The sequence below is a fragment of the Pseudomonas sp. JAI111 genome (genome assembly GCF_024809425.1).
In the GTDB taxonomy this organism is placed as follows: Bacteria; Pseudomonadota; Gammaproteobacteria; order Pseudomonadales; family Pseudomonadaceae; genus Aquipseudomonas.
In genome coordinates this window covers 122,411-146,233 of sequence record NZ_JANUCB010000004.1, presented here as the reverse complement: position 1 = coordinate 146,233, position 23,823 = coordinate 122,411, and the positions used below count along the sequence as shown (strand labels likewise).

At 58.4% G+C, this 23,823-nt stretch carries 29 protein-coding genes; 12 read left to right on the top strand and 17 right to left on the bottom strand.

From position 1 onward, the window contains the following. Positions 1–124 precede the first annotated feature (124 nt). A complete protein-coding gene (locus tag HNR03_RS14760) occupies positions 125–418 on the top strand; it encodes a fructose-bisphosphate aldolase (RefSeq protein WP_259154325.1) in 294 nt (97 codons plus the stop codon). A gap of 170 nt (positions 419–588) precedes the next feature. Here HNR03_RS14760 and HNR03_RS14755 read toward each other — a convergent pair whose 3' ends face one another. The 5 genes from HNR03_RS14755 to HNR03_RS14735 all read right to left on the bottom strand — a co-directional run bounded on the left by HNR03_RS14755 (position 589) and on the right by HNR03_RS14735 (position 2,780). Next, a complete protein-coding gene (locus HNR03_RS14755; protein ID WP_259154323.1) occupies positions 589–906 on the bottom strand; it encodes a hypothetical protein in 318 nt (105 codons plus the stop codon). Between the two features lie 139 nt (positions 907–1,045). Then, a complete protein-coding gene (locus HNR03_RS14750) occupies positions 1,046–1,342 on the bottom strand; it encodes a hypothetical protein (protein WP_258673501.1) in 297 nt (98 codons plus the stop codon). A 170-nt stretch (positions 1,343–1,512) separates the two neighbouring features. Further along, positions 1,513–1,812, bottom strand: coding sequence for a MafI family immunity protein (locus HNR03_RS14745; RefSeq protein WP_016984859.1), 300 nt, complete (start codon positions 1,810–1,812; stop codon positions 1,513–1,515). Between the two features lie 118 nt (positions 1,813–1,930). Next, positions 1,931–2,392, bottom strand: coding sequence for a hypothetical protein (locus HNR03_RS14740; RefSeq protein ID WP_259154320.1), 462 nt, complete (start codon positions 2,390–2,392; stop codon positions 1,931–1,933). Positions 2,393–2,507: 115 nt separating this feature from the next. Then, positions 2,508–2,780, bottom strand: coding sequence for a hypothetical protein (locus HNR03_RS14735; protein ID WP_259154319.1), 273 nt, complete (start codon positions 2,778–2,780; stop codon positions 2,508–2,510). Positions 2,781–3,190: 410 nt separating this feature from the next. On the opposite strand from HNR03_RS14735, the gene HNR03_RS14730 reads away from it, so the two are divergent. After that, positions 3,191–3,553 carry a hypothetical protein gene (locus HNR03_RS14730; protein ID WP_259154318.1) on the top strand — a complete coding sequence of 121 codons (363 nt, stop codon included), beginning with the start codon at positions 3,191–3,193 and terminating at the stop codon, positions 3,551–3,553. A gap of 97 nt (positions 3,554–3,650) precedes the next feature. Here HNR03_RS14730 and HNR03_RS14725 read toward each other — a convergent pair whose 3' ends face one another. The 6 genes from HNR03_RS14725 to HNR03_RS14700 all read right to left on the bottom strand — a co-directional run bounded on the left by HNR03_RS14725 (position 3,651) and on the right by HNR03_RS14700 (position 10,258). Beyond that, complete coding sequence (locus HNR03_RS14725; protein ID WP_259154317.1) at positions 3,651–4,073, bottom strand: hypothetical protein; 423 nt, start codon at positions 4,071–4,073, stop codon at positions 3,651–3,653. Positions 4,074–4,210: 137 nt separating this feature from the next. Next, positions 4,211–4,657: an NUDIX hydrolase gene (locus tag HNR03_RS14720; protein WP_259154316.1), complete on the bottom strand. Its 447-nt coding sequence runs from the start codon at positions 4,655–4,657 to the stop codon at positions 4,211–4,213. A 115-nt stretch (positions 4,658–4,772) separates the two neighbouring features. Next, positions 4,773–5,321 carry a cupin domain-containing protein gene (locus HNR03_RS14715; RefSeq protein WP_007946335.1) on the bottom strand — a complete coding sequence of 183 codons (549 nt, stop codon included), beginning with the start codon at positions 5,319–5,321 and terminating at the stop codon, positions 4,773–4,775. A 531-nt stretch (positions 5,322–5,852) separates the two neighbouring features. Next, complete coding sequence (locus tag HNR03_RS14710) at positions 5,853–7,139, bottom strand: FAD-binding oxidoreductase (RefSeq protein ID WP_222586063.1); 1,287 nt, start codon at positions 7,137–7,139, stop codon at positions 5,853–5,855. A gap of 57 nt (positions 7,140–7,196) precedes the next feature. After that, positions 7,197–8,687 carry an aldehyde dehydrogenase gene (locus HNR03_RS14705; RefSeq protein ID WP_259154313.1) on the bottom strand — a complete coding sequence of 497 codons (1,491 nt, stop codon included), beginning with the start codon at positions 8,685–8,687 and terminating at the stop codon, positions 7,197–7,199. A gap of 194 nt (positions 8,688–8,881) precedes the next feature. Beyond that, positions 8,882–10,258 carry a glutamine synthetase family protein gene (locus tag HNR03_RS14700; protein ID WP_259154312.1) on the bottom strand — a complete coding sequence of 459 codons (1,377 nt, stop codon included), beginning with the start codon at positions 10,256–10,258 and terminating at the stop codon, positions 8,882–8,884. 280 nt (positions 10,259–10,538) lie between these two features. Here HNR03_RS14700 and HNR03_RS14695 point away from each other — a divergent pair, with 280 nt between their 5' ends. From HNR03_RS14695 to HNR03_RS14675, 5 genes are all read left to right on the top strand, one after another. Beyond that, positions 10,539–11,300, top strand: coding sequence for a gamma-glutamyl-gamma-aminobutyrate hydrolase family protein (locus HNR03_RS14695; protein WP_259154311.1), 762 nt, complete (start codon positions 10,539–10,541; stop codon positions 11,298–11,300). A gap of 368 nt (positions 11,301–11,668) precedes the next feature. Further along, positions 11,669–12,811, top strand: a complete 1,143-nt coding sequence (gene potA, locus HNR03_RS14690) for a polyamine ABC transporter ATP-binding protein (RefSeq protein ID WP_259154308.1) — start codon at positions 11,669–11,671, stop codon at positions 12,809–12,811. A gap of 29 nt (positions 12,812–12,840) precedes the next feature. Further along, entirely contained in the window at positions 12,841–13,722 is an 882-nt protein-coding gene (locus tag HNR03_RS14685) for an ABC transporter permease subunit (RefSeq protein ID WP_167360543.1), read from the top strand. Beyond that, the gene (locus HNR03_RS14680) at positions 13,719–14,603 is read left to right on the top strand and encodes an ABC transporter permease subunit (RefSeq protein ID WP_222586058.1); all 885 of its coding nucleotides are present in this window, start codon (positions 13,719–13,721) and stop codon (positions 14,601–14,603) included. The genes HNR03_RS14685 and HNR03_RS14680 overlap by 4 nt, the downstream gene beginning before the upstream one ends. Before the next feature lie 56 nt (positions 14,604–14,659). Next, positions 14,660–15,757, top strand: coding sequence for a polyamine ABC transporter substrate-binding protein (locus tag HNR03_RS14675; protein WP_259154306.1), 1,098 nt, complete (start codon positions 14,660–14,662; stop codon positions 15,755–15,757). Positions 15,758–16,055: 298 nt separating this feature from the next. Here HNR03_RS14675 and thpR read toward each other — a convergent pair whose 3' ends face one another. Beyond that, positions 16,056–16,595, bottom strand: a complete 540-nt coding sequence (gene thpR, locus HNR03_RS14670; RefSeq protein WP_259154304.1) for an RNA 2',3'-cyclic phosphodiesterase — start codon at positions 16,593–16,595, stop codon at positions 16,056–16,058. A gap of 59 nt (positions 16,596–16,654) precedes the next feature. On the opposite strand from thpR, the gene HNR03_RS14665 reads away from it, so the two are divergent. Beyond that, positions 16,655–16,849, top strand: a complete 195-nt coding sequence (locus HNR03_RS14665; protein WP_222586056.1) for a hypothetical protein — start codon at positions 16,655–16,657, stop codon at positions 16,847–16,849. Between the two features lie 14 nt (positions 16,850–16,863). Here the strand turns inward: HNR03_RS14665 and HNR03_RS14660 are convergent, their stop codons facing one another. Both HNR03_RS14660 and HNR03_RS14655 read right to left on the bottom strand, forming a co-directional pair. Next, on the bottom strand, positions 16,864–17,217 hold the full coding sequence (locus tag HNR03_RS14660; RefSeq protein ID WP_259154302.1) for a DUF1428 domain-containing protein: 354 nt from the start codon (positions 17,215–17,217) through the stop codon (positions 16,864–16,866). A gap of 2 nt (positions 17,218–17,219) precedes the next feature. Continuing rightward, a complete protein-coding gene (locus tag HNR03_RS14655; protein WP_259154301.1) occupies positions 17,220–18,305 on the bottom strand; it encodes a hypothetical protein in 1,086 nt (361 codons plus the stop codon). Between the two features lie 335 nt (positions 18,306–18,640). On the opposite strand from HNR03_RS14655, the gene HNR03_RS14650 reads away from it, so the two are divergent. Next, on the top strand, positions 18,641–18,910 hold the full coding sequence (locus HNR03_RS14650) for a hypothetical protein (RefSeq protein ID WP_259154300.1): 270 nt from the start codon (positions 18,641–18,643) through the stop codon (positions 18,908–18,910). Here the strand turns inward: HNR03_RS14650 and HNR03_RS14645 are convergent. From HNR03_RS14645 to HNR03_RS14635, 3 genes are all read right to left on the bottom strand, one after another. Further along, entirely contained in the window at positions 18,907–19,545 is a 639-nt protein-coding gene (locus tag HNR03_RS14645; protein ID WP_222586053.1) for a PQQ-binding-like beta-propeller repeat protein, read from the bottom strand. The genes HNR03_RS14650 and HNR03_RS14645 overlap by 4 nt on opposite strands. A 36-nt stretch (positions 19,546–19,581) precedes the next feature. Next, positions 19,582–20,802 carry a helix-turn-helix domain-containing protein gene (locus HNR03_RS14640; RefSeq protein WP_259154299.1) on the bottom strand — a complete coding sequence of 407 codons (1,221 nt, stop codon included), beginning with the start codon at positions 20,800–20,802 and terminating at the stop codon, positions 19,582–19,584. Between the two features lie 99 nt (positions 20,803–20,901). Next, positions 20,902–21,732: an AraC family transcriptional regulator gene (locus HNR03_RS14635; RefSeq protein WP_259154298.1), complete on the bottom strand. Its 831-nt coding sequence runs from the start codon at positions 21,730–21,732 to the stop codon at positions 20,902–20,904. Positions 21,733–21,866: 134 nt separating this feature from the next. Between HNR03_RS14635 and HNR03_RS14630 the strand changes: the two genes are divergently transcribed. The 3 genes from HNR03_RS14630 to HNR03_RS14620 all read left to right on the top strand — a co-directional run bounded on the left by HNR03_RS14630 (position 21,867) and on the right by HNR03_RS14620 (position 23,248). Next, the gene (locus tag HNR03_RS14630) at positions 21,867–22,385 is read left to right on the top strand and encodes a carboxymuconolactone decarboxylase family protein (protein WP_259154296.1); all 519 of its coding nucleotides are present in this window, start codon (positions 21,867–21,869) and stop codon (positions 22,383–22,385) included. 30 nt (positions 22,386–22,415) lie between these two features. Beyond that, positions 22,416–22,667 carry a glutaredoxin 3 gene (gene grxC, locus HNR03_RS14625; RefSeq protein WP_259154295.1) on the top strand — a complete coding sequence of 84 codons (252 nt, stop codon included), beginning with the start codon at positions 22,416–22,418 and terminating at the stop codon, positions 22,665–22,667. Between the two features lie 149 nt (positions 22,668–22,816). Continuing rightward, a complete protein-coding gene (locus HNR03_RS14620) occupies positions 22,817–23,248 on the top strand; it encodes a nuclear transport factor 2 family protein (RefSeq protein WP_259154294.1) in 432 nt (143 codons plus the stop codon). Positions 23,249–23,823 lie beyond the last annotated feature (575 nt).

Genomic DNA, 23,823 nt, shown 5'->3' with positions numbered 1-23,823 from the left:
GAGACCTTCGGGTCTGCCGGTTCTTTTGGTTCTTCTCCCGGTCTGCGAACCCGCACATAGCTGCCACCCATTTGTTTCGCAGCAGAAAGGTGGCGCTTCATAGTCCATTGAAGAGCTCATCCTTATGTCCACAAATACTCCGCCCCGCCGCTTCACCCCCATGTCCCAACTCGCCACCGAATACCCCGTCCTGCTCATCGACTACGACGCCCCGCTGCGCGAGCTCCACAACTGCGTCAGCGAACGCCTCAACGCCGTCCTCAAATACCTCAACCTCATGGCCTGCACCAGCCTCCCCGACTACGCCGAACACGACATCAACACCGTCACCAACATCGCCCGGATTCTGGTTCAGGATGTGAGCGATGTGTTTCGGGTGATTGAGCAGCGTGGGTTTGATACGCCCAAAGGCCAGTGACCGAATTTCAATCCCAAAAAATAACCCGCGTTAATGCGGGTTTTTTGTTAGTTGATCATGTGCTGTAGTTCAGCCTTTTGATTGGGCGCTGGTTTCAGAGGATTGTGCCAGGCGACAATCGGCCACAGTTGACGCTCGAACTACGACTGCTTTCGGCCAATAGCGGCCCTTCATAGGCGGCTGCTTTCGTCCCCTGTAAACGGCATCTCCAGGGTCTTCGCGATTCGGGCCAATATCTTTGTGCATTCTTCAGAAACAATAAGCGGTGGCTCATTAATCATGTAAAGCAGGTGTTCGAACGCTATTCCAGCCTCGTTGTGATCGACATAATCGAGAACGATTTCACCACCATTCTCTAAACCTGCCTGAGCTAACGCATGGTCATCCGGTACTGGGCCGGTTTGTTGGTATGCAATGGACATCAGCGCGGTGATTTCCTTGAGCGCCTCTATGAAGTCGGCTCTCAAGTCGTGGTTATGGCCGCTCACTAAAAACGCTCCTTCGATTAAGATAACTTGCGGTCAGCATGCCTCTGGTCGATTGCGGCCCATCGAGATCGACTGCCAACGACCAAAAGCGGACTGAATGAGTTTTTCGATTCACTCTGAAGGTAGAGCGGGCTGGCGCTCACTCATAAAACTTGCCAGCCAACAATATGGTCGCGCAACGCAGCCATACGTTTGATACCGGAGCATTCGATAGAGAGCTCCTGCTACTGGCGCTCGCCCAAGCAGCCGCTGCATCAAGAAACGTATCTACAGACCCATTTTCCCACCCCAAGGCACCGGGTCCATAGGGGGATGATGGCGTCGTCTTCTTCAACACACGCTCATTGGAAAAATCAGAACCAAGCGCCTCGATAAACCCGATGAACGATTGCTCATCGTTTACGCTTTCCAACAACTCATAAAGATCTACAGACATAGGCATCCTTGCATCGGCGGATTAGCGAAAGAGTGCTGGCCGGCATGCTGCTATGCAGTTAGATGGACAGTCAACCTCTACCATTGCCAGCGTCCGCTTTGGGTCGTTTTTTGCATGTCGCGAAGGACGGCAACCGACCCAAAGCTGACCTTCAGGTGGGTAAATATTTGTCACCTCGTGAATGGCATCTTCAAGGACTTTGCGATCCGAGCTAAAATTTTTATGCATTTTTCAGAAACAACGAGCGGTGGTTCGTCAATCATGTAAAGCAGGTGTTCGAACGCTACTCCAGCCTCGTTGTGATCGACATAATCCAGAACTATTTCACCACCATTCTCTAGACCTGCCTGAGCTAATGCATGGTCTTCCGGTACAGGGCCGAGCTGGTCGTATGCAATGGACATCAGCGTCGAGATTTCCTCAAGTGCCTCAACGAAATCGGCCCTCAAGTCGTTGTTAAGGTGGCTCATAACAAACATTCCTTCGATTATGGTGACCTGCGTTCCGTTCCCGTCTGGTCGATTGTTGCCCAAGACCTGGTCTTTGCGCACGCGCTTGGGAAGCTAAGGTCGACTGTCCGCTCTTGGGTCACGCTTTACCCATTTCCTCGTACGAAGCATCGACGAACGTGATGTGCTCATCCCAAGCAGCTTCAGCTAGATCCCGGATAATTTCAGCGAGCGTCTCAACATCCACCCCCTGAGCTTCGATGCAGGCCAAGCGTCCGGGCGACCAGTCGATGACGGAACACTGTGGATACTTCCTTAGCAGTGCGGACAGCGCTTCCTGAGGAGGCTCTTTGTGGGTATACATGAAGTCAAAGTACGGGGCACTGGCATTCTGAAGCGGGTACACCAGAGCCCAGGCATTTGATGGGCCGGGAAAGCAAATATGGACATTACGATGCGCCCATTCCGGCCCACTGTGTTTGATGTGGCGAAGTACTTCGATGATCGAATGACAATTGACTATTCGGATCATGCAATCAGGGTCAAACGTCCAGCCAGACCCTGGCTGGGTTGCTGCGTTACTGGTTAGAGGTGCAGTCATTCTTGTTTTTCTCTTCATCGCATTACCTTAGGTTCGAACGTCTGCTCTTGGCCGATTTCTGCCTATCAACAAGGGCTGAAAAAGAGCCAAAGCAGGCACAGGCGGGACATTCCGACTAGCTGAATTGACGCTCATACAGAGTGACCTGCTGAGGAAACAGCTCACCATAGAGCGGATGTGGGATACCGAGAATGTTCACTTCGATGCAAGGCAACGGAAACTCTTTTGAGTAATCCAGGATGGCCAGACCCGAACATGGAATAACCAGACCCGCTTCGGTCTGAACAGAAAGATCCAGAACGGTTTGATCGTGGTGGTTCGTGGAACATTCGCTCTGGATGGCTGCGTACCCATCGGCAGGTTCGAATTGGCCGAAAGCAACGCCCATAGGGGGATCTCCGCACTCGAGCGCGGAGTAGCCCACCAAAACCAACCCGCTATAAATTGAGAATCGCGTCATGAGTCTGCCTGTTTTTTGCTATGCATTAGACCGAACAGCGGTATATCACTCGGCTAATACTTAAGCGAGGGCGAGCCTGTTGAGTGAAGGCAATGGCCGATTCCTGCAGTTGTGTCGATCGGTTGAATCCACAGCCAATAGCAGTCATTCAAATGTGTTTGCGAACGCGTGGGTCCTGATCCAGCGATCAATCAACGCTCGACTTTGGCCTCAAACTCTTCCACTGACTTTAAGTTACTGGCACTCTGCTACCTCAAAAGCGGATTGTGGAGTCATGGGTGTTCAGTTCATCCCTGCTCAACATCTGCCTACACAGATTACATCGGAAAGGATGCCCCATGAAAAAGTGGCTTTTAGTGCTCATCATCTTCAACTCGGCCGTGTGTTCAGCCGCAACGATCCTCAACCCAATGGATTTTGACGGTTCCGAAGCTCAGAAAAAGCAAGTGATCGAATCCATCACCGCAACGGTGAAAAAAGACTACTGCGAGAAAATCGACATGTGCCAGGAAAGCACCCTGCGCATGATGGAGAAACAGAATCTCGACGCCTTCAAAGAAGCGACGAAAGCCACCGACCGTAAGATCATGAATGCTGTAATCCATGACTACTGCGAAAAAATTGATATGTGCAACTACGGCACGATTTGGATGATGTACAAGCAGAATTTTGCGGCGAAAAACAAAACGCTTGCTTGGTAGTACTTTCATAAAAAAGGTGGCAGATCTATTTATCTAAATAATTCTGCCACCTTTTCTCTGTAGAAAAACCCGCACCGAGTTGCCGTTTTTTGTTTTTTTAGGCCTGTCTAGCTCGCGAGAGAATTGCATTCTCTATCATCGCAGCGACATCTTTCGCACCAAAACACCGGAACTTAACGCTGCCAGCGCCGGTATCAAGACGAATGATCTTCGTCATGAACCCACCTTCAACCGTGACCTTCCGGATTAATGCCAGTGGGAGTTCAATATCCAGCGTCCCGTCCTGAACGAGGCGGTTCATGGCATTGGCACTCAGACGAACCATTGTTTGGGTCAGCACCATTTTTCCGCCAACCCAAAGTCCTCCGTATGCCTCCTTGAAGGCCTCTAGCACATCGCCCAACGCGTCCACATTGCCAGCTTCAGCCACGTAATATAAATCGTCCACGTTGGCGTAATTCACCTCGGCATCGGCCACCAGAAAATTCACCAACTTCGACTTCAAAACCTGTCCAGTCATCTTTGCCTCTCCATAATTTGGGTCGCTACCCTGGAATCCAGATGCCTGTTTTGTCCGGGGCGCACTGCACCAGTGCCCTATCGTCGCTACAAGCGCCGTCCTATTGGCAGCCTTTTTTCATCTCTAATAACCGAACCTCAGTCCAGCAGTGCAACCTTCTTCAGTAGCTCGTATAACCCGACAGGAACCAGCGGCGTGTCGCCAGTAATACTGTCGAGCGGCAGCCACTTCGCAATAAAGGCAGCTCCATCGCTTTCTTGAGCCTTCAAGTGGGGCCATCCATAGACGCTGACATCCACGAATTTCGCATCGTAGACCTGCACAATTTCATGCCCTGGCTTGCCGGCGTACGTAAAGAGGCTTTCAAGCGTACCGAGCAAGCGAACATCGATGACGGACAAACCGAGTTCTTCATCGACTTCACGTATGACGGCTTGGGCGCTGGTTTCGCCAAATTCGATTCCGCCACCGATTGGGCGAAAGAATGGCTTTCCGGTAATGGGGTCGTGCGCTTCGTTAACCAGTATCTTGCCATCGTGATGGAAGATGCAGAGTGCGAGGGGGCGGATGCGGGGTGAGGTCATGAGGTGAAGTCCATTTACTTTGGATAAACGCTGAAACAGCTGCTTCCATTCAGCTTGGGTCTTGGATGCGGACGCAGCCTTCGGCAGCAGCTACAGGGTTGCGTCCGTTTATAGGTTAGAAGTTTGCTGGGGTGTTGGCGCTGATGATTTCCGCTTCATCCTGGCCAATATTGCGAAACTTGTGCGGCAATGTCGTCGGGAAATAGTAGCCGTCGCCCGCGTTGAGCACACTAATCTGCCCATCAACCGTCAACTCAACCGTCCCCCGTGTAACCAGCCCACACTCCTCCCCTTCCGAATGCACTATCGGCTCTTCCCCCGAACTCGCCCCAGGCGCGTATTGCTCGCGCAACAGCCGCATCTGCCGGCTCGGCACCGAAGCACCAATCAGCAGCAACCGCAGGCCATGACGGCCAAGATCCGGCTGTTCATTGGCGCGGAACACGTATTGGTGCTCGCGGGGCGGTTGGTCGAAGGTAAAGAAGTCCGCCAAAGACATGGGAATGCCTTCGAGCAGTTTTTTCAGGGAGCTGACGGAGGGACTGACGCGATTCTGTTCGATCAGGGAGATGGTGGCATTGGTGACGCCGCTACGCCGGGCCAGCTCGCGCTGGGAGAGTTTGTAGCTTTCGCGTACTAATTTGAGTCTTGAGCCCGTGTCCATGACAGCCTTATGCGAAGAATACTTAAGGGTTATGGGGGTGGATGGCGGGCGACTTTTGGCCGCGAAAGTACCGCTTCCCTGTCCCGGAAATGTGAAAGGCGGGTATTAAATCACGTTTGGTGGTGTTGCTCAGCAGGTTCGATGAATGGGTGGGTGAAAAGGTTGTTTGGGGCTGAAATCATGGGGTTTGGTTGGGGGTGATGGTGGCTGGTAGGGCCTCATCGCGGGCAAGCCCGCTCCCACAGGGTTCTGTGGCGACCGCAAAATTTGTGATCGACCGGGATCAAATTGTGGGAGTGAGCTTGCTCGCGATGGCGGTGTGTCATTCAACATTGATGTTGAATATTAGGGCCTCATCGCGAGCAGGCTCACTCCTACAGGGGGTTTTGTGGCGATAGCAAAAACTGTGATCGACCGGAACCCACTTGTGGGAGTGAGCCTGCTCGCGATGGCGGTGGGTCAGGCGATGTTGATGGCGACTGATTGGGCCTTATCGCGAGCAGGCTCACTCCTACAGGGGTTGTGCCGGGGTCAGATGCCGAAGCGATCGCGCAGCGCGTAGTACGCGGCGCCCATGGCGGTGAGCGGGGCCTGGAAGGTGCGGCCGCCGAGCATTGGCATGTGCGGGAGCGAGGCGAAAGCATCGAAGCGTTCGGCGTCGCCGCGGATCATTTCCGAGATCAGTTTGCCGGCCAGGTGCGAGCAGGTGACGCCGTGGCCGCTGTAGCCTTGCATGTAGTAGGCGTTTTTCTCGATGCGGCCGAATTGCGGCATGCGTGACATGGTCAGCAGGAAGTTGCCGGTCCAGCGGTAGTCGATCTTCACGTCCTTGAGTTGCGGGAAGGTCTTGAGGATTTTCGGGCGGATCAGTTGTTCAATGTCGTCCGGTTCCCGCGCGCCGTAGACCACGCCGCCGCCGTACAGCAGGCGGTTGTCGGCGGTGAGGCGGTAGTAGTCGAGCAGGTAGTTGCAGTCTTCGACGCAGTAGTTGTTTTTGATCAGGCTGCGCGCAACCTTTTCCGACAACGGTTCGGTGACGACGATTTGCGAACCGCACGGCATGCTTTTGCTGGTCACGCGATTGTCGAGGCCTTGCGGCAGGTAGGCGTTGCCGGCGATCAGCAGGTATTTGGCGCGAACCACGCCTTTGGCGGTGCGCACGGTGATCGGTTCGCCGTAGGTGATTTCCACCGCCGCCGATTGTTCGTAGATCTTGCCGCCCAGGCCGATGATGGCCGAGGCTTCGCCGAGGGCCAGGTTCAGCGGGTGGATGTGGCCGCCCTGCATGTCGAGCAGGCCGCCGACGTAGGCGTCGGAACCGACTTCACGCTTGATGTCGGCGGTGTCGAGCATTTTCAGGTTCTTGTTGCCGTAGCGCTCCCAGCTCTTCTTCTGCTCGGCCAGGCCTTTGAGTTGCTTCTTGTTCATCGCGGCGAAGATGCCGCCCGGCTTGTAGTCGCACTGAATGTCGTAGTGCTGTATGCGCTGACGGATGATGTCGGCGCCTTCGAAGATCATGCTGCCGAGGACTTCGGCGGTCTTGTCGCCGTAGCGCTCTTCGATGACATCGACGTCACGGCTGTAGGAGTTGACCAGTTGACCGCCGTTGCGACCGCTGGCGCCGAAGCCGACTTTGGCGGCCTCAAGCACGGTCACGCTGTAGCCCGCTTCCGCAAGGAACAGGGCCGAGGACAAGCCGGTGTAGCCGGCGCCGATGACGCAGACGTCGCATTCCACCAGTTCTTCAAGCACCGGGAATTCGCCAGTGAAGTTACGGGTGGCGGCGTAGTAGCTGTTTACATGTGTGGTGTGTTTCATACGTTTCTCCGATGGCCGCAGGCAGCGTGCCGGCGACCGTCGCTTTTTTTATAGGTATTAGAGCTTGATCCAGGTCGCTTTGAGTTCGGTGTATTTGTCGAACGCATGCAGCGATTTGTCCCGACCGTTACCCGACTGCTTGTAGCCACCGAACGGCGCGGTCATGTCGCCGCCGTCGTACTGGTTGACCCAGACGCTGCCGGCGCGCAAGCCGCGGGCGAAGGTGTGGGCCTTGCTCAGGTTGCTGGTCCAGACACCGGCGGCCAGGCCGAAGATGCTGTCGTTGGCAATCGCCAGCGCTTCTTCAGCAGTGTCGAAGGTGATCAACGACAGCACCGGGCCGAAGATTTCTTCCCGGGCGATGGTCATGGCGTTGGTCACGCCGTCGAAAATCGCCGGTTCCACGTACAGGCCACCGGTGCTTTCGAGGGTGCGGCTGCCGCCCGCGATCAGTTGCGCGCCCTGGTCTTTACCGACCTGGATATAGCGCAAGACGTTGTCCAGTTGACGCTGATCGACGACCGCGCCGACCGTGGTGTCCGGGTCCAGCGCATGCCCCGGTTTCCAGGCTTGCAGCGCTTCCACCAGCAGCGGAATGAACTGCTCGCGAATCGAACGCTCGACCAGCAAGCGCGAACCGGCGGTGCAGACTTCGCCCTGGTTGAAGGCGATGGCACCGGCCGCCGCTTGTGCTGCCGCGCGCAAATCCGGCGCGTCGGCAAACACCACGTTCGGGCTCTTCCCCCCTGCTTCGAGCCAGACGCGTTTCATGTTGCTTTGCCCGGCGTAGATCAGCAGTTGCTTGGCAATCGCGGTGGAACCGGTGAAGGCCAGCACGTCGACGTCCATGTGCAACGCCAGCGCCTTGCCGACGGTGTGGCCGTAGCCCGGGAGGACGTTGAACACGCCTTTCGGGATGCCGGCATCCAGCGCCAGTTGCGCAATGCGAATGGCAGTCAGGGGCGACTTTTCCGATGGCTTGAGGATGAACGAGTTACCCGCAGCCAGTGCCGGGGCGAACTTCCAGCTGGCCATGATCAACGGGAAGTTCCACGGCACGATGGCAGCGACGACGCCCGCAGGTTCGCGGGTGATGAGGCCGAGTTGGTCGTGCGGGGTAGCGGCGACTTCGTCGTAGATCTTGTCGATGGCTTCGGCGCTCCAGCGGATCGCGTTGGCGGTCGCCGGGATGTCGATGTTCATCGAGTCGTTGATCGGTTTGCCCATGTCGAGGGTTTCGAGCAGGGCCAGTTCTTCCTGGTTGGCCAGGATCAAATCGGCGAAACGAATCAGGATTCGCTTGCGCTCGGCCGGGGCGAGGTTGGCCCAAATGCCGGACTCGAAGGTGCGGCGTGCAACGGCGACGGCGGCATTGGCGTCGGCTTCGTCGGTGCTGGCGACGTTGGCCAGGAAACGACCGTCGACCGGGCTCATGCATTCAAAGCTGTCGCCGCTGAGTGCCGGGCAATATTGACCGTCGATGAATGCGCGGCCTTCGATGTTGAGGGACTGGAAGCGTTGCTCCCAATCGCTGCGAGTGTTTGTCATGGTTGTGACTCGACGCAGGGGAATGAGTGATCGTTGGAAGACCGGTAAACCGCGGTCACTGTGGGAGCGAGCTTGCTCGCGATGGGGCCATGACATTCAACATTGATGTTGGCTGATCCACCGCTATCGCGAGCAAGCTCGCTCCCACAGGGGTTTGGTGGTGTACGCGGATAGTGCGTACACCATCTGGCCCATCAAACGGTGTGCAGGTACCAGTTGTACTCAAGGTCGGAGATGGAGTTCTCGAACTCGGCCAGCTCGCTTTCCTTGCACGCCACGAACACGTCGATGTACAGCGGGTCGATGTAGCGCGCCATGACTTCGCTGTCGTCCAGCTCGCGCAACGCATCGCGCAGGTTGTTCGGCAGGCTCTGCTCGTTCTGCTCGTAGCTGTTGCCTTCGACCGGGGCGCCCGGTTCGATCTCGTTGGTCAGGCCGTGGTGAATACCGGCAAGAACCGAGGCCATCAGCAGGTACGGGTTGGCGTCAGCGCCAGCGACACGGTGTTCGATGCGCACCGAATCCGGCGAACCGGTCGGCACACGCACCGCCACGGTACGGTTGTCGATGCCCCAGCTCGGCGAGTTCGGTACATAGAACTGTGCGCCGAAACGACGGTACGAGTTGACGTTCGGGCACAGGAACGCCATCTGCGCCGGCAGGGTCTCGAGCACACCGCCGATCGCGTGTCGCAGCGCGGCGTTCTGCTCGGGATCCTCGCTGGCAAAGATGTTGTTGCCTGCTTTGTCGAGAATCGAAATGTGCACGTGCAAACCGTTGCCCGCCTGACCCGGGTAAGGCTTGGCCATAAACGTGGTGTCCATCTCGTGGTCGTAGGCGATGTTCTTCACCAGACGCTTGAGCAACACCGCGTAGTCGCAGGCCTTGATCGGGTCGTTGACGTGATGCAGGTTCACTTCGAACTGCGCCGGGGCGCTTTCCTTGACGATGGCGTCGGCAGGAATGCCCTGCTCTTTCGCGCCTTCAAGGATGTCTTGCAGGCAATCGACGTATTCGTCGAGGTCGTCGATCAGATACACCTGAGTCGACACCGGACGCTTGCCCGATACCGGCGAACGTGGCGATTGCGGACGACCGTTCACGTTGTCCTGGTCGATCAGATAGAACTCGAGTTCGAACGCGGCGCAGATGGTCAGGCCCAAGTCATCGAACTTGCGCACGATATTGGCCAACACTTCACGCGGGTCAGCGAAGAACGGCTGGCCTTCAAGTTCGTGCATGGTCATTAACAGTTGCGCGGTCGGGCGCTTCTGCCATGGCTCGATGCTCAGGGTACCGGGGATGGGGAAGCAGATTCGGTCTGAGTCGCCGATGTCCAGACCCAGGCCGGTGCTTTCCACCGTAGAACCGTTGATGTCCAGAGCAAACAGTGACGCCGGGAGGTTGATGCCTTTTTCGTAAACCTTATGAAGACTGGTGCGCTCGATGCGCTTGCCGCGCACCACACCGTTCATATCCGCAATCAGAAGGTCGACGTACAAAACCTCAGGATATTTCTTAAGGAATGCGTTTGCTTCGTTGAGTTGAACGGCACGCAGAGGGACCGACATGATGCACCTATTAGCTGTTAATTATTATGTTCACTACCTTGTTGCGAGCTCAGTCAACCCGAACGGCAAAGTGAAGTCAATAGCGAACACTTGACCTTTCAACCTTTATTTTCGGGCCTTTTTTGGGCACGAGAGTGCCACATCAGTCTTGCGCACCGCGTAAATCCTGACGATCAGACGTGCGGCGTTTAGAATTTTTTACATGAGAGTTGTTAATTAAAATCAACAAGGCTAAGCTCCGGAAAAGCTCGTTCAAGTGTGAAACTTCGAGGTGATAAAAATGGCATTCAAGCCATTGATCGGCGTTACAGCGTGCGTCAAACAGATTGGCCTGCACCCCTACCACGTCAGCGGCGACAAGTACTTGCGTGCTGTCAGCGTCGCGGCTCTGGGGCTGCCCGTCATCATTCCTTCCCTGGGCGAACAGACTGAAATCGAGGATGTGCTGGCGCACCTTGATGGCCTGTTGCTGACCGGCTCCCCTTCGAACGTGGAACCTTTCCACTATCAAGGCCCGGCCAGCGCTCCCGGCACGGATCACGATCCGGCGCGGGACGCCACGACCCTTCCTTTATTGCGTGCGGCCATTGCGGCTGGCGTGCCGGTGCTGGGCATCTGCCGCGGCTTCCAGGAAATGAACGTGGCGTTCGGCGGCAGCCTGCATCAGAAGGTGCATGAACTGCCCGGGATGCTCGATCACCGGGAAGCGGACAGTCCGGAGCTGGCGGTGCAATACGCCCCGGCCCATGCGGTGACGGTGCAACCGGGCGGCGTGTTCGAGGCGCTGGAGTTGCCCGCCGAGTTCATGGTCAATTCGATTCACAGCCAGGGCATCGACCGACTCGCCCCCGGCCTGCGTGCCGAAGCGATTGCGCCGGACGGTTTGATCGAAGCGATTTCGGTGGAACACAGCCCCACCTTCGCCGTCGGTGTGCAATGGCACCCGGAATGGCAGGTGCTTTCCAATACTCCTTATTTGAGTATTTTCCAGGCGTTCGGCGATGCGTGCCGGCGACGGGCCGCGTTGCGTAAATCACGCTGACGCCAAACACGATTGATCCATTTACTGCCCCCGTGAGTCAGGCGGGCGCGTCTTTGCGCGCCCGACACTCGCGATAACAACACACTGCGATAACAACAAGTACTACCAGGCAGCCAGGACGGCGGCGCCGAATTAGCCCGCTCAGTAGGGGCCAGAGAGTCAAACGCAAATCCCTGTGGGAGCGAGCTTGCTCGCGATGAGGGCGCCCCAGTCAACATTGATGTCGACTGACACACCGCCATCGCGAGCAAGCTCGCTCCCACAGGGGATCACTGCTGGATTCACTGGCATCACCGGGATTGGGCTTGCAATCAACTATTAAGTCAGGCCGCGTTGGCCCGACGACTGAAACCTGTTGGGAGTTTCACATGGCAAACGCCTCCAGCACTTACAGGAAGGCTCTTGAAGGTCACCAGACATCGAAAAAGGTGTTGCTGAAAGTCGACCGCGTCACCAAGAAATTCGACGAAACCTGCGCCGTAGACGATGTCTCGCTTGAGATTCATCAAGGCGAAATCTTCGCTCTACTCGGCGGGTCCGGTTCCGGCAAATCGACCCTGCTGCGCATGCTCGCAGGCTTCGAGCGCCCAACCGATGGGCGGATTTTCCTCGATGGCGTGGACATCACTGACATGCCGCCGTACGAGCGGCCGATCAACATGATGTTCCAGTCGTACGCCTTGTTCCCGCACATGACTGTCGCGCAGAACATTGCCTTCGGCCTCAAGCAGGACCGTTTGCCGGCCAGCGAAATCGACGCCCGCGTCGAAGAGATGCTGCGCCTGGTGCACATGACCCAATACGCCAAACGTAAACCCCATCAGTTGTCCGGCGGTCAGCGTCAGCGTGTCGCCCTCGCCCGCTCCCTGGCCAAGCGTCCAAAGCTGTTGCTGCTCGACGAACCGATGGGCGCGCTGGATAAAAAGCTGCGCTCGCAGATGCAACTGGAACTGGTCGAAATCATCGAACGCGTCGGCGTGACCTGCGTGATGGTGACCCACGATCAGGAAGAGGCCATGACCATGGCCCAACGCATTGCGATCATGCACCTGGGCTGGATCGCGCAGATCGGCAGTCCGGTCGACATTTATGAAGCGCCGGTCAGCCGCATGGTCTGCGAATTCATCGGCAACGTGAACGCCTTCGACGGCACCGTGGTGGAAGATCTGGAAGGTCACGCGATCATTCACAGCCCGGACCTGGAACAGAAGATCTACGTCGGTCACGGCGTCAGCACCTCGGTGCAGGACAAGTCGATCACCTACGCCATCCGCCCGGAAAAAATGCTGGTCAGCACCGTCAAGCCGGACACTCGCTACAACTGGTCCCAAGGCAAAGTGCATGACATCGCCTACCTCGGCGGTCACTCGGTGTTTTACGTGGAATTGCCTGGCGGCAAGGTCGTGCAGTCGTTCATGGCCAACGCCGAACGCCGTGGCGCCCGTCCGACCTGGGACGACAAAGTCTACGTGTGGTGGGAAGACGACAGCGGCGTGGTACTGCGCTCATGAAAACACTCAATCAGCAGTTCATGCGGCTGATGCCGAGTGGTCGAAAGCTCGTCATCGGGGTTCCATTCCTGTGGCTGTGCCTGTTTTTCCTGTTGCCGTTCTTCCTGGTGATGAAGATCAGCTTCTCGGAAGCGGCCCTGGCCATTCCTCCTTACTCTGAGATCTACACCTACGCCGAGCAGAAATTCCAGCTGCTGTTGAACATCGGCAACTACGCGTTGCTGACCGACGACGAGCTGTACATCTCGGCCTACCTGGGTTCGTTGAAGGTGGCGTTTTTCAGCACGCTGATGTGCCTGGTGATCGGTTTCCCGATGGCCTATGCGATCACCAAAGCGAGCAAGGAAGCGCAAAACGTCTTGCTGCTGTTGATCATGATGCCGACCTGGACCGCGATCCTGATCCGCGTTTATGCGTGGATGGGCATTCTCAGCAACAACGGTTTGCTCAACGCGTTCTTGATGTGGACCGGGCTGACCGATCACCCGATCGAGATCCTCAACACCAACACGGCCGTCTACATCGGTGTGGTTTACGCCTACCTGCCGTTCATGGTGTTGCCGCTGTACGCCAACCTGGTCAAGCACGATCAGAGCTTGCTGGAAGCGGGTTCGGACCTGGGTTCGAGCAACTTCAACAACTTCTGGAAAATCACCGTGCCGCTGGCCAAGAACGGGATCATCGCTGGCTGCATGCTGGTGTTCATTCCGGTGGTCGGTGAGTTCGTGATTCCGGAACTGCTGGGCGGCCCGGAAACCCTGATGATCGGCCGTGTGCTGTGGCAAGAGTTCTTCAACAACCGCGACTGGCCGGTGGCGTCTGCGCTGGCGGTGGTGATGCTGTTGATCCTGATTGTGCCGATTCTGCTGTTCAACCGCAGTCAGGCCAAAGAGATGGAGGCACGGGGATGAAACGCTTCGGATTTTCAAAGTTCATGCTGATTTTCGGCTTGTCGTTTATCTACCTGCCGATGTTGATTCTGGTGATCTACTCCTTCAACGCCTCCAAACTGGTGACGGTGTGGGGCGGCTGGTCGATCAAGTGGTATGTCGGTCTGGCCGACAACACCCAACTGATGGGCTCGGTGGTGCGCTCGCTGGAGATCGCCTGCTACACCGCGATTGCCGCGGTAGTGCTGGGCACGTTGGCGGCATTTGTGCTGACCCGCGTGACGCGTTTCAAGGGCCGCACGCTGTTCGGTGGCCTGGTGACCGCGCCGTTGGTGATGCCTGAAGTGATCACCGGCCTGTCGCTGTTGCTGCTGTTCGTGGCCATGGCGCAGTTGATCGGCTGGCCGCAGGAACGTGGCATCGTCACCATCTGGATCGCCCACACCACGTTCTGCGCCGCCTATGTGGCGGTGGTGGTCTCCGCCCGCCTTCGTGAGCTGGACCTGTCCATCGAAGAAGCGGCCATGGACCTGGGGGCAAAGCCGTTCAAGGTGTTTTTCCTGATCACCATTCCGATGATCGCGCCGTCTCTGGCGGCCGGCGGCATGATGTCGTTTGCCCTGTCGCTGGATGACCTGGTGCTGGCGAGCTTCGTGTCGGGCCCGGGTTCGACGACCCTGCCGATGGAAGTGTTCTCGGCGGTACGTCTGGGCGTGAAGCCTGAGATCAACGCCGTGGCCAGCCTGATTCTGCTCGCCGTCTCGATCGTAACGTTCATGGTCTGGTTCTTCAGCCGTCGCGCCGAAGCCACCCGTAAACGCGCGATCCAGGAAGCGATGGACCAGACCGCCAGCGAATCCTGGAAGCAACCTGAGAAGCAATTGGTAGAAGCGACGGCCTAGGCCGTCGCGTTTCAAACGCTTTGCGTAATGTGAATAAAAAGAATGGAGTTGTACCGATGAAAATGTTTGGCAGGACTCTGCTGACACTGTCCTTATTGGGCGCAATGGCTACGGGCGCCCAGGCCAATGACAAGGTACTGCGCGTCTACAACTGGTCGGATTACATCGCCCCGGACACCGTCAAGAAATTCGAAGACGAGACCGGCATCCGCGTGACCTACGATGTGTTCGACAGTAACGAAACCCTTGAGGCACGCCTGCTCGCGGGCAAATCCGGCTACGACATCGTGGTGCCGTCCAACAGTTTCCTGGCCAAGCAGATCAAGGCCGGTGTCTATCAGACGCTGGACAAGTCGAAGCTGACGAACTGGAAAAACCTCAACCCGGTCCTGTTGAAGAACGCCTCCGCCAGCGACCCGGATAACGGTCACGCCTTCCCGTACATGTGGGGCTCGATCGGCATTGGTTTCAACCCGGAAAAGGTAAAGGAAGTGCTCGGCACGAACGCGCCGACCAACTCCTGGGACTTGCTGTTCAAACCCGAGAACGCGCAAAAGCTCAAAGCCTGCGGGATCAGTTTCCTCGACTCGCCGACCGAGATGCTGCCGGCCGCCCTCCACTACCTGGGCTATCCGGTGAACTCTCAGGACAAAGGCCAGATCGCCGAAGCTGAAGCGCTGTTCATGAAGATTCGGCCGTCGGTGGCGTACTTCCATTCGTCGAAATACATCTCCGACCTGGCCAACGGCAACATCTGCGTCGCGGTCGGTTACTCCGGCGACGTGCTGCAGGCCAAGGCCCGCGCCCAGGAAGCGGGCGACAAGGTGAAGATCGACTACAGCATTCCCAAGGAAGGGGCCGGCAGTTTCTACGACATGGTCGCCATCCCTCGGGATGCGGCGAACGTCGAGAATGCTTACCTGTTCATGAATTTCCTGATGCGCCCGGACATCATCGCCGAAATCACCAACAACATCGGCTACAGCAATGCCAACGCGGCGGCGACGCCATTGGTGGATGAAGCGATTCGCGATGATCCGGGGTCGTATCCGTCGCAAGAAGTGATGGCGACGCTGTATGCAATTCCGGACATGCCGATTGGTGTTCAACGAGTAATGACCCGAGGCTGGACGCGGGTGAAACTCGGCAAGTGATTCACCACTGATCCACTGATTGCTGACCATCTGATCGTTCCCACGCTCCGCGTGGGAATGCAGCCCGGGACGCTCCGCGTCCCTTCCAAAGCCGAACGCGGAGCGTCCGTGGAGGCATTCCCACGCGGAGCGTGGGAACGATCAAGCGGTCAGTGGTCAGTGGTCAGTGGTCAGTGGTCAGTGACAACGTTTTCCGTTCACGCAGCGCCTTACCACCGCTGCACTCCTGTCAAGAACGGCCTCACCTGGCTTCCTCTCGGTTCAGGTGAATTTGGGCGCCCTCCTCGGGCGCCTTTTTTTATGGCGGCGCGAGCGGCCATTGCGCCAGTGCCCGATACCGGCCCTTATGGGATTCGAACAGCGTGAAATGATCGGACCGCATAAAAAATTCGGGCGGCGTCGCGGATTCAGGCACCGGCACCCGATAGTCACGCATCAACGTCAGGTGCGGTCGAAACTCCTTTGGCGCATCCTCGAAGCCAAACGGCAACATTGCCTGCTCCAGGCCGTAAACCAGCCGCAGCAACTCGGGTGATGCCTGTTCCGGCGCCAGCACCAACACCCCAGACCTGCGCCAGACATCCAGCCGATCCAGCGCCACCTTCAAGGGCACACCGGGCACACGAACCTTGGAAGCGGCCGTGCAGATCTCGGCAATGTGCGCCACCTCGACAGCGCCCAGGAACATCAACGTCAGGTGAAAGTTTTCCGCCGGCACCGGGCGACCGTTGCGAAGCTGCAGCGCGCTGCGCCACTGGGCGATGGACTTGCGTTGGGCCGGCGCACAATCCAAGGCGAAAAACAGCCGTTTCAGCGGCTCATGGGATTCGTCGCTCATAGCTGGCACCTCCTGACAGGCAAGTTATAGTTCAAGCAACCGAATCTTTGGAGGGGGCCATGCGACAGATCATCAGCAAAGAGCCATGGTGGGCCGTGCCACCGAAACCCGGCCAGGATGAAGCCGAGCTGGAATGGGGCTGGCTGGTGCATTACAGCGAAGGCGAGCCGCGTTTCGAGTTTGTCAGGGAACGACCGACGGACAATGAAATCCGCAATCGCAAGAGTTGCAGGATCACCCCGACGCCGGAATGACCCCGCTGTGAGCATCAGGCTTTGACGATTATTTCAAAACCACCAAAGATCAACCGCTGACCATCGAACGGCATCGGATTGGTGTCGGGCTGCATGCGCGGATCGTTCATGAGTTTGTCCATGCCGGCATTGCGGGTGGCCTTGTCCGGCCAGATGATCCAGGAAAACACCACGGTTTCGTCCTCCTTGAGTTTCACCGCCATGGGGAACGAGGTCACCTTGCCATCGGGCACGTCATCGCCCCAGCACTCGGTGACGCTGAGCGCACCGCTTTCCTTGAAAATCGCGGCGGCGGTTTCGGCGTGTTTCTTGAATTTTTCACGATTGGCGGTCGGTACGGCCGCGACAAAACCATCGACGTAAGACATGGTCATTCTCCTGCGGGGGGTTGAGGGTCGATCTGCTGGTTAGTCGATTCCGGCGCACTCCATTCGACAGCCCCAGGGCCCGAGCTGACCGACGGTACATCGGCACTGCCTGCCAGACTGCCCTCAATTTGCCCCGCCATGTACAACGTGCCGGCCATCACGCCGGTCTTCGGGTTCTGCACCAGCTTCAACCAGGCCTTGTCGAACGTGTTGCCCAGGCTGCTGCGAATCAGCGCCTCGCTGTCCGGCCGGTCGTTGGCTTGAATAATCGCCCGAACGCCGGCTACCCCTACCGAAATCAGGGCGCCAGCCAATTTCCCGGCGGCTGCGGCCACGGCACTGGCCGCGCCGCGCGGGGCCATTTCGGCCTCCATGCGCTGGCTGGCGCGCTTGGCCACCGGAGCCATCGCGGTGTCGGTCGACCCGACGCCTTTGTCGCCGCCTGCCTTGTGGATCTTGTCGATGAGCGCCGCGTAGGCCGGCAACGTATTCAGCGGTTGCGTGTGCACCACCTGGTACAGCGAGGCATCCCGGGCCGGCGGCGGCCCCAGGGCGATGGCGGGAATTTTCTGGATCCGGGCGTTAAGCTGTTCCATCGGCACGCCGTGGCGCTTGGAAATCTTCTGCAGCTCTTCCTGAAGGATGTCGACGTAGAACGCCGTGGCTTGGGCCAGAATCGCGTCGGGATCGATCTCCACGGCGACCGGCGCCAACACACGCTCCTGATATTGTTCAAGCAGATAGTCCGCCAGGCGCTTGGCCGAGGCATCCTGCTCACCCTTGGCGCTGAGGGTGTACCAGCTGACCTTCAATGACAGCCATTCCTGGGTCCAATAGCTGCTGAACCAGGGAATGAATCGCTCTTCGGTCATTTCGTACACCCGGGTACGCCAGTATTCCATGGCTCCGCGCGAGTAGATTTTGGTCTGCTCGGTGGCGGACTGGGAGGCAGCGACAATTTCGCGATCCACCTGGCGCCAGGTGCTCTCGGACACCACCACAATCGGCGCCACCACCGGGGCATGCGTAGACGTGGCGCATCCCGCCAACACCACCATCGCGGCGACGATCAGCGAACGCAGGTTCAAGATCGCGGTTTCCTAAAGTGATCCCCGAACGGTATGTCCGGCGCTCAAATGCCTATTTATTTTGAGTATAGGTGTGGGGGTTTGTTCGCTTTGGATTGATTGTTGTCTTCCAGGCCGCGAAGAGGCCCTGAAAGACACCATCATCTTCATCGATATTCACCATCGCGATGATTGCCTTCCGCTAAAAAACCGCTTGGCGCAGGATCAACCCATCCAAAGGCGAAACCCCACATCGGAGGGGAAACCATGTTGATCCATCTGCTGACCTGCCTGGCCCTGACGGCCGTTACGCTGACTGTTTTTTCATACATTGTCCTGGCCGAGGAGCGCACCTCATGATCCATTCCGTCAATCTCTCCGTGAGTTTCCCGGTATTCGGCAACAACTACTATTCGCAAACATCCGTCTCTCGCAAAACGCTGTCACTGGTGTTCGACGAGGGCTTCGAGGCCCTGCTGATACCGGCAGCCGCCAACCACTTCAACAACGAAGTGATCGGCCTGAACGATCAGTTCCGGTTTCTGAGCGACGTGCTGGCTGATCACCTGCTGGAGATCGAACTGGCCCGGAATGCGCCTCGGTCTTCGCGTCAGTTCACCTTCTAAGAGGCGACGGGCCGGCGCACGGCCCTCACCTTGCCGCTCTTGCCGCCGCCACAGAAAAACTGCTCCGCGCCATCGGACTCCAGTCCCGACACGCCGACGCCTGGCGGCATCATCACGCTTTCCAGCACCTCGCCGGTTTTCGGATCGATACGCCGCAATTCACTTTCCTCCTCTTCCCATGTGCCGTGCCACAGCGCGCCTTCAACCCAGGTCACGCCGGTGACAAAGCGGTTGGATTCGAGCGTGCGCAGCACTTTGCCGGTAGCGGGGTCGATTTGATGAATCTTGCGATCGCGATATTCGCCGACCCAAAGCGTCCCTTCTGCCCACGTCAGGCCCGAGTCGCCTCCGCCGCCCGGCGCCGGAATCGTCGCGAGCACGCGGCCGGTCTGCGGGTCGATCTTGTGGATGCGATCCTCGGCGATCTGATACAGGTGTTGGCCGTCGAATGCCGTGCCAGCATGGGCGGCGACATCAATCGAGCGTAGCGCCTGCCCGCTTGCGGGGTCGAAGGCGTTGAGTTTTTCTCCAGAGGCAAACCAGACGTTGTGGCCGTCATAAGACACGCCATGCACGTGGTCGACGCCCGGAAACGGGCCGTATTCGCGGATGATTTCGGCTGCTGAGTGTTTCATGTTTGCTTCCTCGTCACAGGGGTGGTGAGGTGGATCCTAATCACCCGGCGCCCAAGGGGTGAGTAACAAAGTAGTCGCGAATCCCGGCATCGGCGGCGTCAACCAGCGCCGGGTTCGCCCGCGACCAAACGACTGCACCTTGCCAGACGCCGCCAGCGTATCGAGTGCGCGCTGCACGGTGCGCTGACTGGTGTTCAGCGCCAGGGCGAGCGCCGAGCTGGACCACGACTCGCCGTCGGCGAGAAAGGCCAGCAGCGCTGCTTGCGGTTCCTCGACCGGTCTGGCCAGCACCGCAACGTCGTCGGCAACCTGAGGCTGCAGCGCGAATCCACGCTTGGTCGCGGTGACACCCGCCAGCGGCTTGAGCGCCGCGCGCAGCCGGCCGATTTCCACCCGCAGCCGTGCGCGATGCGACTCGTCCGAGAGCTTCAAGCGAAAGGCCTGGGTGATGAGTGTTTCCCTTGCCACCTCGCCGGGCCAGGCCTGGGCCAATGCCCGTGCGAGGGTGAACAACACCGGGCGCGTGGCGAGGGACACCGACATCCCGGCGCCCCGCACAACGTAACGGCACGCATCGACCACCAGTGACGTTGACCCGAGCAGTGCTTCAACTTCGTCGAGTAACAAGGGTCGTTCCTGGCCTCGAGCAATCAGTCGCGCCACCGGGCTGTTCAACAGATGGGCAGCATTTTCGACCTCGGCGGTGAGTGCAGGAATGCCAGCCTGGAGCGCGGCGCGTTCGGCCCGTTCAAGCGCAGATCGGGCCTTCGTCGTCTCGAGCCGGCGCATCGCGATCCCTGCCACCACCAGTTCATGGGCGGCGCGCAATGCAGGCGGTAATGGCGCCGGATCAAGCTCGGCGAGCAACGCTTCGACTTCCTCCAGTTGCCCGATCAACAACAAGCGGCGAATCTGCAGATAGCGCGCGTGGGCGGCGTTGCCCCAATCGCCATGGGCTTGCAGCGTCACCCGCGCCGCTTCGAGCGCTTTCACCGGCCAGCCCAAGTCCCGTGAAGCCAGGGCGATTTCGGCCTCGGCCACCACACACCGCGCGCGGGCCATCGGCTCTTTCGGACCGAAGGCGCGGGCGGCACGCCGGACCAGCTCCTTGGCCCGAACAAACTCGCCCAGCTGCGCCATGGCAATACCGCGCAGCGCCAGCGCCGGGGCGTCCTCGCGCAACGCAATGCGGTTCAATGCGCCAAGCGGATCACCCGCCGCGAGTGCGTGCGCTGCTGCGGTGATCAGCGAGTCCATTTGAATTGCGCCACAGGTGCCACTCCCACGGTTCGATGCCCGTTGATGAGTCTATCTCACGACCAACAGCCCGCCGGATTAACCTGGCGAACGCTAGGATCAGCGCGCACGTTTACCTTCCTGCACCCACTCACGCGGACTGACACCGGTTTTACGCCGAAAGGCCCGGGCCAGCGCCGAAGGGCTTTCATAGCCGACTTCATCGGCGATCAGCGCGATGGACTTGCCTTCTCGCAAACGTTTCTGCGCCAGGCTGATGCGCCAGCTGACCAGATAATCGACCGGCGTCTGCCCCACCACCAGACGAAAATGTTCAGCAAAACTGGACCGGGACATGTTCGCCGCCGCCGACAATTCGGCCACGGTCCAGGCCTTGGCGGGCGTGTCGTGCATCAGGCTCATGGGGCGTGCCAGACGCGGATCGGCCAGGCCAGCCATCATCCCGGGGCTTTGCTCGCGGTTACTCAGAATGTGTCGCAGCAGCTGAATCACCAGCAGTTCGAACAACCGGTCCATCATCGCTTCGCGACCGCAGGTGCCGCTGAAGGCTTCGTTGAACAGCCAGTCCAGCGTCCCGGCCAGCGTCGGCACGCTGTCGAGGCCCAGCACCAGGTAATCCGGAAGCGCCGCCGCCAAGGCATTGCCCGACCCGCCGTCGAAGGCCAGCGAAGCGCACACCAGTTGCGTGCCCGAGGCGTCATGGGCGAACAAGCGATGACGGTACGGGCGCGGGAAAAAAATCAAGGTCGGCTGGTCGAGCCGAACCTCGCGGTCATCAGCCAACCTGAGCGTCAGTTCCCCCGCTTGAAGCAGGTGCAGGTGGCCGGTGACCTGTTCGCCGTCAAACGCCGCGGCCCCGCAGAAATGCCCGCTGTGGAAGGTTCCGGCACTGACGCCGAAATGCGTAAGCAAGGTTGATAAGCGATCCATGGAACGACTCCCGGCGACTTATTTGGACGATCTGTCGCATATCCTCGACGATTTGCACCCTAAAAGCCAGTCTCGACCCTTAGCATGGACCCCGTACCCAGCGCACAACGCGCTTGAATCTACGGAGTATCACCATGAGCCGCATCACTGCCCTGAACCTCGAAAACGCCACTGAAGCCACTCGCCCTCTACTGGAGGGTGTGCAGAAGAAAATCGGCTTTTTGCCCAATGTCTTCAAGACACTGGCCCTCGCACCCGCCGTGCTGTCGGCCTATCTGCAACAGTCCGTGGCGCTGGGCAAAACGTCCCTGAGTACGACTGAAAAGGAAGCGGTGTTTCTCGCCACCTCGCAGGTCAACGGTTGCGACTACTGCCTGGCGGCGCACACGCTGTTCGCCGGCAAGGCCGGGCTGTCCGCGCAGGACATCCTCAGCGCCCGGGAGGGTCAACTCAATGCCTTCGCCGCGCTGGCCCGACAAATCACCGAGAGCCGTGGCCACTTGAGCAACGAGCAGATTGAAGCGGCGCGCGCTGCCGGCATCGACGACGCCAAGATTATTGAGGTGGTCGCCCACGTCGCCTCGCAGACCCTGACCAACTACTTGAACAACCTGGCCCTGACCGACATCGATTTCCCGGCTATCGACGCCTGATCGCCACTTACACATTGAGGAGTGCACACCATGAACACTGTGACGCTTTACACCACTGACACTTGCCCGTATTGCCGCAATGCCAAGGCGCTGCTGGCGAACAAAGGCATCGCCACCGAGGAAATCAACGTTCAATCGGACCCTGGCAAATTCAAGGAGATGCTCGACCGCAGCGGTCGACGCAGCGTGCCGCAGATTTTCATCGGCGACACCCATGTCGGCGGTTTCGACGACCTGGCCAAACTGGACCGGCAAGGAAGCTTGATGTCGATGCTGGCCTGAAAACCAAATGCACACGCCCTTTCGCCTCGGCATGCCGTTCATCTCCATGAACGGCATGCCGAGTCGTTTTGCCACTACTTCAATAAAATTCTGCTAGGTTATACGATGACCGACGAGTTATCCCATCCAATAACAACAAGGAAACACCCATGACAAAAGTCAAAGTGCTGATCGGCTTTCTCTGCCTCTTCAGCGGTTACGTAGCCGCAGCGCCTGCACCAGGAGAGAAGGACGTTGCCGACGCCGTGGACCATCTGACCCAAGCCATGCTGCACAAAGACATTCCCCAACTGAAAGCGCTGACCGCCGAGAACCTGACTTACGGCCATTCCAGCGGCAAGGTCCAGGACAAGCAAGCCTTCATCGACGATATCGAAACCGGCAAAAGTGCCTTCAAAACCCTCGAAATGCAGAACCAGACCATCACCGTCTCTGGCGACGTCGCGTTGGTGCGCCACCATTTCTCGGCCCAGGCGATCAAGGGCACCGAACTGGTCCCGACCGAAATCGAAAACTTTCAGATCTGGCAGAAAAAGAACGGCCATTGGTTGCTGGTCGGCCGCCAAGCCTTCCGTATCTAAATAAACAAATCCCGCCCCAGAACTAATGCTGTTCACTTAAGAAAGCGCTGCCGTTGATCGTTCCCACGCTCCGCGTGGGAATGCCGCCGGGGACGCTCTGCGTTCCGCTGTCGACGCCAGACTCAAGTCTTGCGCTAGGGTGACGCGGAGCGTCACGGGATGCATTCCCACGCAGAGCGTGGGAACGATCTGCAGCCGGTCTGCTAACGATCAGTAGCCGGTCTGCTTTAGGTGGGAGTGAGCCTGCTCGCGATGCCGTTGATCTTGCCGTTTGATCGTTCCCATGCTCCGCGTGGGAATGCCGCCGGGGACGCTCTGCGTTCCGCTGTCGACGCCAGGCTCAAGTCTTGCGCAAGGGTGACGCGGAGCGTCACGGGATGCATTCCCACGCAGAGCGTGGGAACGATCTGCAGCCAGTCTGCTTTAGGTGGGAGTGAGCCTGCTCGCGATGCCATTGATCTTGCCATTGATCGTTCCCACGCTCCGCGTGGGAATGCCGCCGGGGACGCTCTGCGTTCCGCTGTCGACGCCAGGCTCAAGTCTTGCGCAAGGGTGACGCGGAGCGTCACGGGATG